Here is a 14,579-nt window from a genome sequence, read left to right on the forward strand (position 1 = left end):
CGGCCGGGGCCTCAGGCCTCCGCGGGCGGATCCGGGCGGGGGACGAAGCGGGGGATCCACCGAAGGAAACCGACGGCGCCGAGCAGTCCGATCACGCCGATGGCGCCCGCGGCGACGGAGAGCGTCGACACCGCGGTGATGGCGGAGACGAGCAGCGGGGCGACGGCGCCGCCGGCATCGGTCAGGGTGCGCCAGGAGCCGAGGAAGGCGGCGGGCTCGCGCTCCGGGGCGACGTCGGCGCCGAGCGTGAGCAGGATGCCGCTGGAGAGCCCGTTGCCCACGCCCAGGACGGCGGCGAACGTCCCGAACCACAGCACCGCGGCATCCCCGTCGTGGGTGAAGGCCAGGGCGAGGAACCCGACACCCATGAGCAGCATCGCCGGCATGGCCGCCCACAGCCGCCCGAACCGGTCCATCACCTGCCCGCTCGCGTAGAAGAGGGCGAAGTCGATCGCGCCCGAGACCCCGACGACCAGCGCGATCGTCGACGCGTCGAGCCCCAGCGACAGGCCCCACAGCGGCAGGACCACCTGCCGGGCGGAGCGGACGGCGGACAGAGACGCGGCGGCGAGACCGAGCCGTGACAGCAGTCGTCGCTGCCGCCACATGGTCTGGAAGATGCCCGCGCGCTCGATCGTCGGGATCGAGCCGCTCACGGCCTCTCCGCTGTCCTCCACGAAACGCTCGGTCGAACGCACCGGCGGGATCGTCGCCTCCGGGTCCGGCCCGAACAGCACGAGCAGCACCATCACCACGAGGCAGACGGCGAAGAACCAGATCGCCGCGGACTCGCTGCCGAACAGCTGCAGAAGCCCCGCGGCGACGAACGGGCCGATGAAGATGCCCAGACGGAAGCTGCCGCCCAACAGGGACAGTGAGCGCGCACGGAACGGCAGGGGTACGCGCGTGGTCATGAACGCGTGCCGCGCCAGCCCGAACGCGGCCGCGCACAGCCCGAGCACGAACACGGAGGCCGCGAGCACGCCGAGCGACGGCGCGAACAGCATGCCCGCTCCGGACAGCAGCGCCGCCGTTCCGGCGATCACCATCGTGTATCGCTCGCCGATGCGGCCCACGGCCCAGCCGGCCGGGAGGTTCCCGCAGAGCTGTCCCACCACGAGCGCCGACGCGACCAGCGCCGCCGTCGCCACGTCTGCGCCCATCGACGCGGCGATCACCGGGATCAGGGGGATGACGGCCCCCTCGCCGAGAGCGAAGAGGACGGTGGGCAGATACACCATCGGTCCGAACTGACGAAGGACCGTGGATGCGCTGCTCACCCTGCTCACGCTACTCCCGCGCGGGAGTAGCACCCGACGACGGCGTCCCCGCGGGCGCGGGCGGCACGTTAGGCTGAGGTGTCATGCTCGAACTAGATCTCTCCGCCGAAATCCAGGCGCTCAGGCACACCTTCGGCGACATCAGCGAGGTCGTCGATGTCAACCGTCTGCGCGAGGACATCGCGCGACTCAGCGAGGAGGCCGGTGCGCCCGACCTCTGGGACGACACCGAGAACGCGCAGAAGGTGACGAGTGCACTGAGCCACCGTCAGTCCGAGCTCGCGCGCATCACCGGCATCGCCCAGCGCCTCGACGACCTCGAGGTGCTCGTCGACCTGGCCAACGAGATGGGCGACGAGGACTCCGCCATCGAGGCGCGCAACGAGCTCGGCACCCTGACCGACCTCATCAACCAGCTCGAGGTGCAGACGCTCCTCGACGGCGAGTACGACGAGCGCAGCGCGATCGTCACGATCCGCTCCGGGGCGGGTGGCGACGACGCCACCGACTTCGCGGAGATGCTCATGCGCATGTACCTGCGGTGGGCTGAGCGGCACAAGTACCCCGTCAAGGTGATGGACACCTCGTACGCCGAGGGTGCGGGCATCAAGTCGGCGACCTTCGAGATCGATGCCCCCTACGCGTTCGGCACGATCTCCGTCGAGGCCGGCACGCACCGCCTCGCGCGCATCAGCCCCTTCGGCTCGGCCGACAAGCGGCAGACGTCGTTCGCCGCCGTCGAGGTGATCCCGCTGATGGAGGAGGCCACCGAGGTCGACATCCCGGAGAACGACATCCGCGTCGACGTGTTCCGCTCTTCGGGCCCGGGTGGGCAGTCGGTCAACACGACCGACTCCGCCGTGCGCATCACGCACCTCCCGACCGGCATCGTCGTGTCGATGCAGAACGAGAAGTCGCAGATCCAGAACCGGGCAGCCGCCATGCGCGTGCTGCAGAACCGCCTGCTGCTGCTGCAGAAGGAGCAGGAAGCGGCGAAGAAGAAGGAGCTGGCGGGCAACATCACCGCGAGCTGGGGCGACCAGATGCGCTCCTACTTCCTCTACGGCCAGCAGCTGGTGAAGGACCTCCGCACGGGGCAGGAGTCGGGTAACCCCGCCGCGGTGTTCGACGGCGACCTCGACGACTTCATCTCTGCCGGCATCCGCTGGCGCAAGCGCCGCGACGACGACGACTGACGCACGAAGGCCCCGGATCGCTCCGGGGCCTTCGTCGTGTGCGGCGGTCAGCGAGCGGCGCCGCGCAGCGTGCCGGTCACATCGTCGTAGCTGTAGGCGATGCACTGGATCGCGCGGTCACCCGCACGGGTCCACGACGCCTTCGTGGGCTGGTAGCTGTAGAAGTCCAGCTCCGACTGCTCGTACGGGACGCCGACGAATCCCTCGAACTGCGCCAGGCAGCCGTCCCACGCCTCGTCGAGCAGTGCGCTCTCGCCGGGGAAGGTCTGATCGTCGACCTCGTAGATGAAGTACACCTCGTCGGTGTGCGGCTGATCGCACGGCACGACCGGGAGCTCGAAGATCGTGTCCTCGCCGGTGTAGTCCACGTAGGGGAGGCAATCGCCCACCTCGAGGTCTTCGAACGCGACCATCTCGGCGCCGTCGATCGTCGACGGGTCGACGGGCGAACCGGACTCCGTCGCCGGCGCGCTCGGCGACGGCACCGGGTCTCCGGACGCCTCGACCGACGTGAGCCCGACCGCGATCAGGGCGACCGCGCCAGCGAGGGTCGAGCCGAGCACGGCCACGGCGAGCCCGGCGATGCCCGGCCACTTCGTTCCCCGCAGGAACAGCGAGACGAGCGACACGACGAAGCCGGCAGCCACGACGACCCATCCGATCGGCGCCGTGAGGGGCACGCACGCGAGCACGACCCCGACCAGCGCGACCGCGAGCCCGACCAGGCCGGGGATCGACGGACGCCGCGCGGTCGTGCTCGATGCGGCGGTCGGTGCGCCCGGGGGGCCGGGGCCCGGTGGCACGGCCGCTCCGTTGCCCGGGGCCGCGGTGGCTGCGGACCCCGGGGCTGCGGCGTACGGGGGCGCCGTGTACGGGGAGGACGGGGTGAACGGCGAGGACGGCGGGACGAACGGCTCGAAGGCCGCCTGGACCGGGGTGGCTGCGAGCGGCACCGGGGGTGTCGGCATCGCGGGCGTGGGCACCGCGGGCGTCGGCATCGCGGGCGTCGGCACCGCGGGTGCGGGCTCGGTCCCCGCGGTGGAGGCGGGAGGCTGCGGTACGCCCGACGACGCCGGGATCTCGGGCGCAGAGGGGTGCGGGTCGATGCTGCGGACGTGCGCGGTCCACTGCTGGCCGTCCCACCACCGCAGGCTGCCGGAGCCGTCGTCGTACCAGCCCTCGGGTGTCGTCATGAGCGGTGCCTCTGTCTTCTTCGGGCGACGCTCAGCGCGCGGTGGCTTCCACGGTCACGCGGGCGACCTCCTGGAACAGCTCGTCGCTGACGATCACGACGTACGATCCGCTCTGGGCGACATCGAACGACACGGTGCCCTGCGTGGTCTCACCCGCCGGGAGTTCACTCGATTCGAGTGTCGCATCGCCGAAGATGTCGTAGTCGCCCTCGGCACCCTCCGCGGTCTCGACCGAGAAGTACAGCGGGTTCACATAGGTCGTGCCCTCGAGCGTCTCCCACGTGAGGTCGATCACCAGGTAGCCGCCGTTGGTCGCCTCGAAGTCCGAGCCGTTGGTGGTGCCCCAGGTGGCGGACGTGATCGTCAGCTCCGCGCTGCCGGACATCTGCGTCACGGTGATCGGATCGCCGAGGCTGCCCTCGACGACCGTGCCGGAGCCGGTGCCGTCGTCCGTTCCGGAATCCGTGCCTGAGTCGCTCGTCCCCGTGTCGGAGCCGTCGTCGGGCAGCGAGTCGGAGCGGTCGACCTGGCTGGCGACGGCACCGAGGAAGAACACGAAGCTCATGATCGCGGCGATGATCGCGCCGAGCACCGAGACGCCCAGGCCCGTGATGCCCGGCCACTTCTTGCCCTTCAGGAACAGGGAGATGAGCGACACGATGAAGCCCGCGCCGAGGAACAGCCACGAGAAGACGACCGTGAACGGCGTGAAGGCGAGGAGCAGGCCGAGGGCGGCGAGACCGAGGCCGACGAGGCCCAGCACGGAGATCTTCGCCGGCGCCGGGGCTGCCGCGGCGTAAGCCGGAGCGCCGGGGTAGCCGCCGCCCTGAGCGGGATACGTCTGCGCGGTGGGGTAGGCCGCCTGCCCCGGGTAGCCGCCCTGGCCCGCAGGCTGCGCGGCGGGGGAGTACTGCCCGGGGTAGCCGCCCTGCGGAGAGGCGGCCAGTCCGGCGGGAGGCTGCACTCCGGTCGGAGGCGGCGTGACCGTCCCGGCCGCCGTGGCTCCGGGCGCAGACCAGTCGGCCACCGGCGCGGCACCGGGAAGCTCGTGGGCGCCCGAGGCTGGCGCGGCCCAGTCGCTCGCGGGCTCGGGTGCGACCACGGCCTCTGGCGCGTCAGCGGCGGCGGTGGCGGCGGTGGCGTCGGGTGCAGTGGCGTCGGGAGTGGCGGCGTCAGGTGCGGTGGCGTCGGCGGCGGTCGCGGTGGCGTCGGGCGTGGTGGTCTCGGGCGCGGTGGCGTCGGGTGCGGTGGCGTCGGCGGCCGTGGCCTCGGGCTGCGCGTCGGGCACCGCCGCGGCGGGCGCACCCGGCATCGTCTCGGACTCGGATGACGGGGACTCCTGGGCGGGCACAGCGGGCGTCTCGGGCGCGAAGTGCTCGGTCCACTGCTGGCCGTCCCACCACCGCAGCCGACCGGAGCCGTCGTCGTACCAGCCAGCAGGTGTCGTCATGGAAGTCCCCTCCGTGTGCGCGCTCGCGTGGGTGACGCGAATCGACTCTCCATGTATAGCAGTGGGCAGCGACGCCGACACCGTTTGCACAGGTCGACGGCCTGAGGCCGCGCGGGGTGTCGCAGCGGGTCAGCGCAGAGCCCGCGCTTAGGCTCGAATCGCCATGATTCGGTTCGAGAACGTCACGAAGCGCTACCGCGGGACGTCGAAGCCCGCCCTGTCCGGAGTCGACTTCGAAGTGCAACGCGGGGAGTTCGTCTTCCTCGTCGGCGCTTCGGGATCGGGCAAGTCGTCCTGCCTGCGGCTCATCCTGCGGGAGGACGTGCCCACCAGCGGTCGCGTCGCCGTCCTCGGTCGCGATCTCCGCTCCCTCGCGAACCGGAAGGTGCCGTACTTCCGTCGCCACATCGGCTCCGTGTTCCAGGACTTCCGCCTGCTGCCGTCCAAGACCGTGCACCAAAACGTCGCGTTCACGCTGCAGGTCACCGGCTCCTCGCGCGGTTTCATCCAGCAGGCCGTGCCCGAGGCCCTGGCACTGGTCGGGCTCGAGGGCAAGGAGAAGCGCATGCCGCACGAGCTCTCCGGCGGTGAGCAGCAGCGCGTCGCGATCGCCCGTGCCCTCGTGAACCGTCCGCAGGTGCTGCTGGCCGACGAGCCCACCGGAAACCTCGACCCCGCGACCTCCGTCGACATCATGCAGCTGCTCGCCCGCATCAACGCCGGTGGCACGACCGTGCTCATGGCCACGCACGAGGCGGGGTTCGTCGATCAGATGCGTCGCCGCGTGATCGAGCTGCGCGACGGCGAGATGGTGCGCGACGAGGTCCACGGCGGCTACGGCGACACCTCGAACATCCCGCGACTCGCGCCGGAGGAGGTGCGGGGAGCCGCCGCCGCGGCCGCCCTCACCGCGGTGCAGGAGGTGCAGCGGCAGACCGCCGACCTGTCGGTGGTGCGTGCCGCCCTGGCGGAGGAGCTCGACGCGCAGCGCCGCGCCGCCGCAGCCGCGGCCCCGCAGCCGGAACGTGAGCCGCAGGTGGTCGAGCCGCCCGAGCCGCCGCGTCGCGGAGTGGTGGAACCGCCGGATGAGGCGGAGCGTACCCCGGCCGCGGAGAAGGCTCCGGTCGAGCGTCCGGCCACCCCTCGCACACACCCGATCGTGCTGCCGGAGGTCGACGTCGCCGAGCTCGGCGTGGCCGACCGTCTCGGCCTCTCCGACCAGGACGACGAGGAAGTGGGCCCGACCTCATGAGAATCGGCCTGATCCTGACCGAGGCCCTCGTTGGTCTCCGTCGCAACATCTCGATGGTCATCTCCGTCGTGCTGGTGACGTTCGTGTCGCTGACCTTCGTGGGCGCGGCGATCCTCATGCAGTCCCAGATCGGCGTGATGCGGGGCTATTGGGCCGAGCGTGCCCAGGTGGCGGTGTACATGTGCTCGGCGGTGTCGGAGTCGGACACCTGCGTCGACGGCGCCGCCAGCGAGGAGCAGGTCGCCGCGGTGCGCGCCCAGCTCGAGGGCGACGCGCTGGCGCCGCTGATCAGCTCCATGACGTTCGACACCAAAGAGGAGACGTACGCCAAGCTCGTCGAGCAGGTGGGCGAGGAGCAGGCGAGCGTGCTCACGCCCGACCAGGCGTTCGAGGTGTTCTTCGTGACGATGAAGGATCCGGGGCAGTCGCAGGTGCTCGCCGAGGCGTTCAGCGGACAGGCGGGCGTGGAGCAGGTGCAGGACCAGCTGCAGTACCTCGAGCCGCTGTTCTCCGCGCTCACCGTCGCGACCTACATCGCGGTCGGGATCGCCGTGCTGATGCTGATCGCCGCGACCCTCCTGATCGGGACGACCATCCGACTATCGGCCTACGCGAGACGCAAGGAGATCGGGATCATGCGCCTGGTGGGCGCGTCCAACCGGTTCATCCAGACGCCGTTCGTGCTGGAGGGCGTCTTCGCGGCCTTCCTCGGCTCGGCGCTCGCGTGTGCGGCAGTCGTCGCCGGGGTGCACTTCGGCGTCAACGGCTACCTGCGCGGGCGGGTCCCGTTCATCACGACCTGGGTCACCATGAACGACGCGTTCCTCGTGGTGCCCGTGCTGGTGGGGATCGGCGTCGTGCTGGCGGCGCTGTCGGCCGGCTTCGCGATCCGTCGCTGGCTGCGCACCTGATACCCTGAAAGGCTGCTCGGCCGGATCCTCGGTCGAGCTCGTCACGGCAACAGGAGAGCATCATGCCCAGGGAACGCGGGGAGAAGGTCGTCGCGACCAATCGTCGCGCGCGTCACGACTACACCATCGAGAAGTCGTACGAGGCGGGAATGGTGCTCACCGGCACCGAGGTCAAGTCACTCCGTCAGGGGCGCGCGAACCTCAGCGACGGATACGCGTTCGTCAAGGGGAACGAGGTGTTCCTCGACGCCGTGCACATCCCGGAGTACTCGCAGGGGCACTGGACCAACCACTCCGCCAAGCGCATCCGCAAGCTGCTGCTGCACCGTGAGGAGATCGCCAAGCTCTCCCACGCGGTCTCGGCCGGTGGATACACCCTGATCCCGCTGAAGCTCTACTTCTCCGACGGCAGGGCCAAGGTCGAGATCGCTCTCGCGAAGGGAAAGCGCGAGTACGACAAGAGGCAGACGCTGCGCGAGCGGCAGGACACGCGCGAGGCCGAGCGGGCCATGCGCCTGCGCAACCGCGTCGGCGAGTAGCCCGCGCCGTCAGGGCGCCGGGGTGAAGCCGAACACGCGGCCGAGGAACGCGAGCTCGCGCTGCAGAGCGTCCACGATGTTCTCCGCGCTGCGGAAGCCGTGCCCCTCTGCCGGATACAGCGCGTACTCGTGCTCGATGCCGTTCGCGGCGAGGGCGTTGCGGATCGCCTCGGACTGCGACGGAGGCACCACGCGGTCCTCGCCGCCCTGGAGCAGCAGCACGGGCACGTCGATCCGGTCGGCGTGCGTGAGGGGTGAACGCTCGACGTACACGTGCTCGTCCTCCGGCAGCCGCCCGACCAGACCGTCGAGGTACGGCGCCTCGAAGTCGTGCGTCTCGGCGGCCAGCAGGCGCAGGTCCGCCACACCGTAGCGGCTGATGCCCGCCGCGAAGGTCCCGCCCCGCACCAGCGCCGACAGAACGGTCCAGCCGCCGGCCGAACCGCCGCGGATCGCGATGCGCGCGGGGTCGGCGAGCCCCGCATCGGCCAGGCCCCGCGCGGCGGCGACCACGTCGTCCACGTCGACCACACCCCACTGCCCGACGAGGCGGTCGCGGTAGGCGCGGCCGTAGCCGGTGGAGCCGCCGTAGTTCACGTCGAGCACGCCGATGCCGCGGCTCGTGAAGAACGCGACCTCGGACGACGCGGCCCCCGTCACATGCGCGGTCGGTCCTCCATGGACGAACACGATGTACGGCGGAAGCTCGCCGGGAGCCGCGGTGTGCGCGGGGTTCGCGGGCGGGTAGGCGAACGCGTGCACCGAGCCGTGCGCGCCGTCCACCACGATCGGCTGCGCGCCGGGCATCCACTCCGGATCGGACGGGACCCCGCCCGCCACGGCCTCCACGCGGCCCGAGTCGAGGTCAACGCACCACACCCCGGGCGTGGTGCCCGAGCTGTTGCCGCTGAGCAGCACGCGGGAGCCGGACACGTCGTCCACGCTCACGTGCCCGTCGGCGGGGAGGTCCAGCGCGGTGCTCGTCGTGCCGTCCGCCGGGAGCACGTGCACCTCGTCGCGGCCGTTCGTGCGCGCGGCGACCACGCGTCCGTCCGCCAGCGGCTGGAACCACCGGTTGCCCAGCACCCACAGGCCGTAGCCGGTGTCGGCGTCGGTCCCGGTCAGGGCGATCGGTGCGGCTGCGGGTGTCACGCCGTCGACGTGAAGGCGCTGCACCTGCCAGCGCCCGGACGCGTCGTCGGCGTACACGAGCGCGGTGTCGTCGAGCCACTCCGGCTGCAGGGCGGCGGACGACGCGATGCGCACGATCTCGCCGTCGGCGAGCGACGCGATCGCGAGCTGCGCCTCGTCCCACGGCATCGTCCGCTCGTGCCACTCGACCCAGGCCACCCGCGTGCCGTCGGGCGACAGCGCCGGGTGCGCGAAGAAGCCCGTGCCCTCCGCGATCACCCGGAGCGCGCCGTCGTCCTCGGCCGCGGATCCGTCCACCGGGATCTCGACGATGCCGCGCCGGTGCGGGTCCGGACGGAGGTCTTCGCGCACGGCCAGCAGTCGTCCGCTCTGCAGTCGGAGTCCGCCGTACGACGCACCGGCGGGCGTGAGCGGCTCGGGCTCGCCCCCGGGGACGAGGCGATGCACGCGCTGATCCGCGCCCGAGACGAAGAACAGCGCACCGTCGCCGGCCGTCCACGCCCCGCCGCCGTACTCGTGCACGCGCGACCGCGCACTCCACGGAGCCGGCAGGATCTCGGCGCCGGAGGAGCTGCGTACGGTCACGCGTCCGGCTTCGGCCGGCACGGACTCGCCCCACCAGATCTCCGACCCGGCGAACCGGGCGCCGTCGATGCGCGGTGCGGAGGTCGCGACAGACGCGGCGGTGAAGGGGGAGGGCCAGGAACCGAAGGGCAGCGACGACATGCCTCGAGCCTAGGCGGACCGACACACGGCGTCACACACGTGCGGCCCCGCGCGGGGCTGTTCTAGGTTGCTGGAAACGCCCGGTTCGTCCAGGGCGTGGAGCGACAGCCGAGCCCGGCACCCGCCCGCGAACGACACGCCTCCCGTGCCGTCCGCGCGCCCCGGCCCCCTGTCCCCAGGAGTGAAGATGTCCACCGAGATCGACACCACCGGCACCGCCCGCGTGCCGTTCTCCTTCGAGCTCTACCCTCCGCGCAACGCGTCGAGCGAGGAGGCGCTGCACGAGACCGTCCTGCGCCTGGCCGCAGCCGGTCCGGAGTTCCTGTCGGTGACCTACGGTGCCGGCGGCTCCACCGGGGGGCGCTCGCTCGATGTGCTGCGCTTCATCCGCACCCACACCGACGTCGAGCCCCTCGCTCATCTCACGTGCGTCGGCAACACCTACGTCGGGGCGACCGCGCTCATCCGCGAGTTCCTCGACGCGGGGATCCTCAGCTTCCTCGCCCTGCGGGGCGACCCGCCCGCCGGGCAGACCGAGGACTTCCTCGGCGACCTGGAGAGCGCGGCCCAGCTCGTCCAGCTGATCGACCGCGTGCAGGCCGAGCGTGCGCCGTACGAGGAGTCGCCGGTTCCCGGGATCCCCGGTGCCGCCCGGGTCGCGCCGCGGCGGAGGGTGAACATCGCGGTGGCCGCGTTCCCGAAGGGCCACCCGCGGGCGACCCACCGCACGCAGGATGTGGAGGCCCTGCTCGCGAAGCAGGCCGCCGGTGCGACGTTCGCGATCACACAGCTGTTCTTCCACGCCGACGACTACCTGGCCTTCGTGGAGCGTGCCCGCGCGGCCGGGGTGACCATCCCGATCCTGCCCGGCATCATGCCCATCACCTCGCCCGCTCGGCTCTCCCGCGTGCTGGAGCTCACGGGAGAGGAGCTGCCCGGAGAGCTCTCCATCGCCCTCGACGTGGAGCCGACCGCCGAGGGCCGCCGCGAGATCGGCATCGCCTGGGCCGCGCGCCTGGCCGCGCAGGTCGTGGCCGGCGGCGCCCCCGGCGTGCACCTCTACGCCTTCAACCAGCACGAGACCGTCCTCACCGTCCTCGCCGAAGCCGGCATCCTCCCGGCTCTGCGCCGTTAGACCCCCGCCGAAAGGAAACACCATGACCGCATTCCCCGAGGGAACCATCCTCGGCTACCCCCGCATCGGCCGTCGCCGCGAGCTCAAGAAGGCCGTCGAGGCGTTCTGGGCGGGCCGCATCGACGAGCAGGAGCTGGAGCGCACGGCCGCCGAGCTGCGCGCCGCCACCCGAGAGCGGCTCGCCGCGCTCGGCCTCGGCCGGGACGACTCCGCGATCCCGGAGTCCTTCTCGTTCTACGACCAGGTGCTCGACGCCGCGGTGACCGTGGGCGCGATCCCCTCGCGCTTCGAGCACCTGCGCGCCGCCGACGGCACGGTCGGCCTCCCGGCGTACTTCACGATCGCGCGGGGCGAGGGGGAGCGCGCGCCGCTGGAGATGACGAAGTGGTTCGACTCGAACTACCACTACCTCGTGCCGGAGATCGGTCCGGAGACGGTGTTCTCGCTGTCCAGCGACCGGCTCGTGCGCGAGGTCGCAGAGGCCGCTGCCGCAGGCTTCACGACCCGCCCGGTCGTGGTCGGCCCGGTCACCCTGCTGGCGCTCGCGAAGGCCTCGGACGACGCCCCCGAGGGCTTCGAGCCGCTGTCGCGCCTGGACGACGTGCTCCCCGTGTACCGGGAGTTGCTCGCCCGCCTCCGGGCCGCGGGAGCGACCTGGGTGCAGCTCGACGAGCCGGCGCTCGTGAGCGAGTCGCTCCCCGCCGACACCGCCGCCCTGGCGACCGCGGCCGAACGTGCACTCGCCGTGCTCGGGGGAGCGGAGGACCGTCCGTCGATCCTCGTCGCCGCCCCGTACGCGGCGCTCGACGCCGTGTTCCCGGTCCTCGCGGCCGCGCCCGTCGAGGCGATCGCGGTCGACCTGGTCCGTGGCGCTGTGCCGTCCGCGGCGGAGGGTCTCGCGGACAAGACGCTCGTCGGCGGCGTGATCGACGGGCACAACATCTGGCGGGGCGACCTGGCCGCGGCGTTCGCCACGCTCGAGCGTCTGCGCGACCTGGGGGCCGCGGCCGTGTCGGCCTCCACCTCGACCTCGCTGCTGCACGTGCCGCACGACGTCGCCGACGAGACCTCGCTCGACCCCCGCCTGGTGTCGTGGCTGGCGTTCGCCGATCAGAAGGTGCAGCAGGTCGGCGTGCTGGCCCGCGGGCTGTCGCACGGCCCCGAGGCGATCGCCGCCGAGCTCGACGAGGCCTCGGCGGCCCTGCGCGACCGGCTGGATGCGCCCGGCGTGCGCGACGGCGCGGTGCGCAAGCGGGCGCTGGTCGACGCCGACTTCTCTCGGGTGTCCTACGAGGAGCGGGAGAGTGCGCAGGAGGCCCTCGGCCTCCCGGTCCTGCCCCTGACGACGATCGGGTCGTTCCCGCAGACCGCCGACATCCGTCGCGCACGGGCGCGGTTCACGCGCGGTGAGATCCCCCGCGACGACTACGACGACTTCCTGCGCCGGGAGATCGCCGCGGTCGTGTCGCTGCAGGAGGATCTCGGGCTCGACGTGCTGGTGCACGGGGAGCCGGAGCGCAACGACATGGTGCAGTACTTCGCCGAGAACCTCGACGGCTTCGCGGTCACGGAGCACGGGTGGGTGCAGTCGTACGGCTCCCGCGCCACACGACCGTCGATCCTGTGGGGCGACGTCTCCCGGCCGGCACCGATCACGGTCGACTGGTCCGGATACGCGCAGTCGCTCACCGCGAAGCACCTCAAGGGCATGCTCACGGGGCCGGTGACGATCCTCGCGTGGTCGTTCGTGCGCGACGACCAGCCGCTGGGGGAGACCGCGAACCAGGTCGCCCTGGCGCTGCGCGAGGAGATCGCCGACCTCGAGGCGGCGGGCATCGCCGTGATCCAGGTCGACGAGCCGGCCCTGCGCGAGCTGCTGCCGCTGAAGAAGGCCGATCAGCCGTCCTACCTGGACTGGTCGGTGGCGTCGTTCCGTCTGGCGACCGGTGGGGCAGCACCGGGCACGCAGGTGCACACGCACCTCTGCTACTCGGAGTTCGGTGTCGTGATCGACGCGATCCGCGCGCTGGACGCCGACGTCACGTCCATCGAGGCCGCCCGCAGCCGGATGGAGGTCGTCGCGGACATCGCCGAGGCCGGGTTCGACCACGGCATCGGCCCCGGCGTCTACGACATCCACTCCCCGCGGGTTCCCGCGGTGGAGGAGGTGGAGTCCCTGCTGCGTCGCGCCGTGGAGGAGATCCCCACGCGGCAGCTCTGGGTCAACCCGGACTGCGGCCTCAAGACCCGCGGCTACGAGGAGACCACCGCGTCGCTGCGGAACATCGTCGAGGCCACGCGCCGCGTGCGCGCCGAGGTGGGCGCCTCGGTCTGATCACGTGACGAAGGCCCTCTCCGAGCGATCGGGGAGGGCCTTCCTCGTGTCCGGGTCAGACGGCTCGCAGCACCGCGACGACCTTGCCGAGCACCACGGCCTCGTCGCCGAGGATGGGCTCGAAGGCGGTGTTCCGCGGCAGCAGCCACGTGTGTCCATCGCGGCGACGGAGCACCTTGACGGTGGCCTCGCCATCGAGCATCGCCGCGACGATCTCGCCGTTCTCGGCGTCGTGCTGCGAGCGGACGACGACCCAGTCGCCGTCGCAGATGGCGGCGTCGATCATCGACTCGCCGGAGACCTTGAGCATGAACAGGTCGCCCTTGCCGACGAGCTGCCGGGGGAGCGGGAAGATCTCCTCGACCTGCTGGTCCGCGGTGATGGGCACGCCGGCGGCGATGCGGCCGACGAGGGGCACGAGCGCGGCGTCGCCGACGGGAGTCGTGACATCGGCCGGGTTCTCGGCGCCGGAGCCGGTGCCGGGCAGGTCGATCAGCACCTCCATGGCCCGCGTCTTGCCCGGGTCTCGACGCAGGTAGCCGCTCAGCTCCAGCTGGCCGAGCTGGTGCGTGACGCTGGAGAGCGACTTGAGCCCGACGGCGTCGCCGATCTCGCGCATGCTCGGCGGGTAGCCGTTCTGGGCGATGGCGGCCTGGATGACCTCCAGGATCGCCATCTGCTTGGGGCTGAGGCTCTTGCGACGGCGGGTCCGCGGCGCCTCCGACTCCGGGGCTGTGGTCTCGCTCATGATGCTCCTTCAGTGCGTGAGATCCGACGTCGCTCTTCGAATGTCGGTGGCCCGTGGTGGGGTGTCCTTGTCGAAACCGTATCCGAGAATCGCGCCGATCTGGAAGATCTGTTCGAGCGTGTCGGACGATTCGTGGACAGGGTTTCGAAGACAGCTTGACAGATGTTCGAACTCGAAGATATCTTCGGAACGTAGCTTCGCATTCACGGCTCCCGGCCGAGTCGCGGATGCGAACGCTACGCCAACCTCCCCGGGCCCTCGCGGCGCCGGGACAGTGAAGGAGCAGACATGAGCACCATCAGCCTCAGCACCGCGACCGCGATCTCCGCCACGGCCCGTCCGGCCACGCGGCTCCGGCTCACGGCTCGCGGTCGCGGTGTGCTGCTCGCGGTCGCGTCCGTCCCGCTCGCCGTCGGCATCGCCTTCGCGGCGATCAGCGGCGGCAGCGCCATCGCCTCCGGTGCCGACAAGCCCGTGGCCGCCGTCGAGACCATCACGGTCATGCCCGGTGACACCCTCTGGTCGATCGCCGGCTCGATCGCTCCCGAGGCCGACCCGCGCGACGTGATCGGCGACATCAGCCGCATGAACCTGCTCCGCGGCGGAGAGATCCAGATCGGTCAGGAGCTCGCGATCCCGGCGCAGTACGCGGAGTGACGCAT

12 protein-coding genes are annotated in these 14,579 nt (G+C 71.6%); 7 read left to right on the forward strand and 5 right to left on the reverse strand.

Going from position 1 to position 14,579, the window contains the following annotated elements; genetic code table 11:
- Positions 1-11: 11 nt before the first annotated feature.
- Positions 12-1,241: an MFS transporter gene (locus ACFWCH_RS17405; protein ID WP_378803952.1), complete on the reverse strand. Its 1,230-nt coding sequence runs from the start codon at positions 1,239-1,241 to the stop codon at positions 12-14.
- Positions 1,242-1,363: 122 nt separating this feature from the next.
- Here ACFWCH_RS17405 and prfB point away from each other — a divergent pair, with 122 nt between their 5' ends.
- Positions 1,364-2,476: a peptide chain release factor 2 gene (prfB, locus tag ACFWCH_RS17410; protein ID WP_136030651.1), complete on the forward strand. Its 1,113-nt coding sequence runs from the start codon at positions 1,364-1,366 to the stop codon at positions 2,474-2,476.
- 47 nt (positions 2,477-2,523) lie between these two features.
- On the opposite strand, the gene ACFWCH_RS17415 is transcribed toward prfB, so the two are convergent.
- On the reverse strand, positions 2,524-3,669 hold the full coding sequence (locus ACFWCH_RS17415) for a DUF2510 domain-containing protein (RefSeq protein WP_378803935.1): 1,146 nt from the start codon (positions 3,667-3,669) through the stop codon (positions 2,524-2,526).
- Positions 3,670-3,700: 31 nt separating this feature from the next.
- Positions 3,701-5,119 carry a DUF2510 domain-containing protein gene (locus ACFWCH_RS17420; RefSeq protein ID WP_378803936.1) on the reverse strand — a complete coding sequence of 473 codons (1,419 nt, stop codon included), beginning with the start codon at positions 5,117-5,119 and terminating at the stop codon, positions 3,701-3,703.
- Positions 5,120-5,282: 163 nt separating this feature from the next.
- Here ACFWCH_RS17420 and ftsE point away from each other — a divergent pair, with 163 nt between their 5' ends.
- The 3 genes from ftsE (at position 5,283) to smpB (ending at position 7,821) form a co-directional block, all read left to right on the forward strand.
- Entirely contained in the window at positions 5,283-6,371 is a 1,089-nt protein-coding gene (gene ftsE, locus ACFWCH_RS17425; RefSeq protein ID WP_206253175.1) for a cell division ATP-binding protein FtsE, read from the forward strand.
- Positions 6,368-7,282 (forward strand): permease-like cell division protein FtsX, encoded by a 915-nt coding sequence (gene ftsX / locus ACFWCH_RS17430; RefSeq protein WP_136034313.1) that lies wholly within the window; start codon positions 6,368-6,370, stop codon positions 7,280-7,282. Before ftsE ends, ftsX begins: the two co-directional genes overlap by 4 nt.
- 62 nt (positions 7,283-7,344) lie before the next feature.
- Complete coding sequence (gene smpB / locus ACFWCH_RS17435; protein WP_136034311.1) at positions 7,345-7,821, forward strand: SsrA-binding protein SmpB; 477 nt, start codon at positions 7,345-7,347, stop codon at positions 7,819-7,821.
- 9 nt (positions 7,822-7,830) lie between these two features.
- On the opposite strand, the gene ACFWCH_RS17440 is transcribed toward smpB, so the two are convergent.
- Complete coding sequence (locus tag ACFWCH_RS17440; protein WP_378803937.1) at positions 7,831-9,699, reverse strand: S9 family peptidase; 1,869 nt, start codon at positions 9,697-9,699, stop codon at positions 7,831-7,833.
- Positions 9,700-9,886: 187 nt separating this feature from the next.
- Here ACFWCH_RS17440 and ACFWCH_RS17445 point away from each other — a divergent pair, with 187 nt between their 5' ends.
- Entirely contained in the window at positions 9,887-10,834 is a 948-nt protein-coding gene (locus ACFWCH_RS17445) for a methylenetetrahydrofolate reductase (protein WP_378803938.1), read from the forward strand.
- 22 nt (positions 10,835-10,856) lie between these two features.
- Complete coding sequence (gene metE, locus ACFWCH_RS17450) at positions 10,857-13,169, forward strand: 5-methyltetrahydropteroyltriglutamate--homocysteine S-methyltransferase (protein WP_378803939.1); 2,313 nt, start codon at positions 10,857-10,859, stop codon at positions 13,167-13,169.
- A 55-nt stretch (positions 13,170-13,224) separates the two neighbouring features.
- Here metE and lexA read toward each other — a convergent pair whose 3' ends face one another.
- The gene (lexA, locus tag ACFWCH_RS17455; protein WP_136034303.1) at positions 13,225-13,917 is read right to left on the reverse strand and encodes a transcriptional repressor LexA; all 693 of its coding nucleotides are present in this window, start codon (positions 13,915-13,917) and stop codon (positions 13,225-13,227) included.
- A gap of 288 nt (positions 13,918-14,205) precedes the next feature.
- Here lexA and ACFWCH_RS17460 point away from each other — a divergent pair, with 288 nt between their 5' ends.
- The gene (locus ACFWCH_RS17460) at positions 14,206-14,574 is read left to right on the forward strand and encodes a LysM peptidoglycan-binding domain-containing protein (RefSeq protein ID WP_136034301.1); all 369 of its coding nucleotides are present in this window, start codon (positions 14,206-14,208) and stop codon (positions 14,572-14,574) included.
- Positions 14,575-14,579: the final 5 nt, after the last annotated feature.

Source organism: Microbacterium sp. NPDC060132 (assembly GCF_042729675.1).
GTDB lineage: Bacteria > Actinomycetota > Actinomycetes > Actinomycetales > Microbacteriaceae > Microbacterium > Microbacterium sufflavum.

What these genes read in the sequence shown, in the direction of transcription:
- ftsX (WP_136034313.1), top strand. Translation starts at nt 6,368, where the DNA reads ATGAGAATCGGCCTGATCCTGACCGAGGCCCTCGTTGGTCTCCGTCGC.
- metE (WP_378803939.1), top strand. Translation starts at nt 10,857, where the DNA reads ATGACCGCATTCCCCGAGGGAACCATCCTCGGCTACCCCCGCATCGGC.
- lexA (WP_136034303.1), bottom strand. Translation starts at nt 13,917, where the DNA reads ATGAGCGAGACCACAGCCCCGGAGTCGGAGGCGCCGCGGACCCGCCGT.
- ftsE (WP_206253175.1), top strand. Translation starts at nt 5,283, where the DNA reads ATGATTCGGTTCGAGAACGTCACGAAGCGCTACCGCGGGACGTCGAAG.
- ACFWCH_RS17420 (WP_378803936.1), bottom strand. Translation starts at nt 5,119, where the DNA reads ATGACGACACCTGCTGGCTGGTACGACGACGGCTCCGGTCGGCTGCGG.
- ACFWCH_RS17415 (WP_378803935.1), bottom strand. Translation starts at nt 3,669, where the DNA reads ATGACGACACCCGAGGGCTGGTACGACGACGGCTCCGGCAGCCTGCGG.
- ACFWCH_RS17460 (WP_136034301.1), top strand. Translation starts at nt 14,206, where the DNA reads ATGAGCACCATCAGCCTCAGCACCGCGACCGCGATCTCCGCCACGGCC.
- ACFWCH_RS17445 (WP_378803938.1), top strand. Translation starts at nt 9,887, where the DNA reads ATGTCCACCGAGATCGACACCACCGGCACCGCCCGCGTGCCGTTCTCC.
- ACFWCH_RS17405 (WP_378803952.1), bottom strand. Translation starts at nt 1,241, where the DNA reads ATGGTGTATCTGCCCACCGTCCTCTTCGCTCTCGGCGAGGGGGCCGTC.
- ACFWCH_RS17440 (WP_378803937.1), bottom strand. Translation starts at nt 9,699, where the DNA reads ATGTCGTCGCTGCCCTTCGGTTCCTGGCCCTCCCCCTTCACCGCCGCG.
- smpB (WP_136034311.1), top strand. Translation starts at nt 7,345, where the DNA reads ATGCCCAGGGAACGCGGGGAGAAGGTCGTCGCGACCAATCGTCGCGCG.
- prfB (WP_136030651.1), top strand. Translation starts at nt 1,364, where the DNA reads ATGCTCGAACTAGATCTCTCCGCCGAAATCCAGGCGCTCAGGCACACC.